The sequence below is a fragment of the Streptomyces cahuitamycinicus genome (assembly GCF_002891435.1).
In the GTDB taxonomy this organism is placed as follows: domain Bacteria; phylum Actinomycetota; class Actinomycetes; order Streptomycetales; family Streptomycetaceae; genus Streptomyces; species Streptomyces cahuitamycinicus.
The window spans coordinates 1-262 of record NZ_POUC01001019.1; the positions used below are offsets into that span (position 1 = coordinate 1).

General features: G+C 57.3%; 1 rRNA gene. It reads left to right on the forward strand.

Annotated elements, in window-relative coordinates:
• Nucleotides 1-262, forward strand: a 23S ribosomal RNA gene (locus tag C1J00_RS44385); the annotation flags it as partial.

Consider the following 262-nt stretch of genomic DNA (forward strand, 5'->3'; position numbering starts at 1 on the left):
GACAACCAGGAGGTTGGCTTAGAAGCAGCCACCCTTGAAAGAGTGCGTAATAGCTCACTGGTCTAGTGATTCCGCGCCGACAATGTAGCGGGGCTCAAGCGTACCGCCGAAGTCGTGTCATTCACACAATAGGGCCAACGCCTGTGTGGATGGGTAGGGGAGCGTCGTGTGCCGGGTGAAGCAGCCGCGGAAGCGAGTTGTGGACGGTTCACGAGTGAGAATGCAGGCATGAGTAGCGATACACACGTGAGAAACGTGTGCG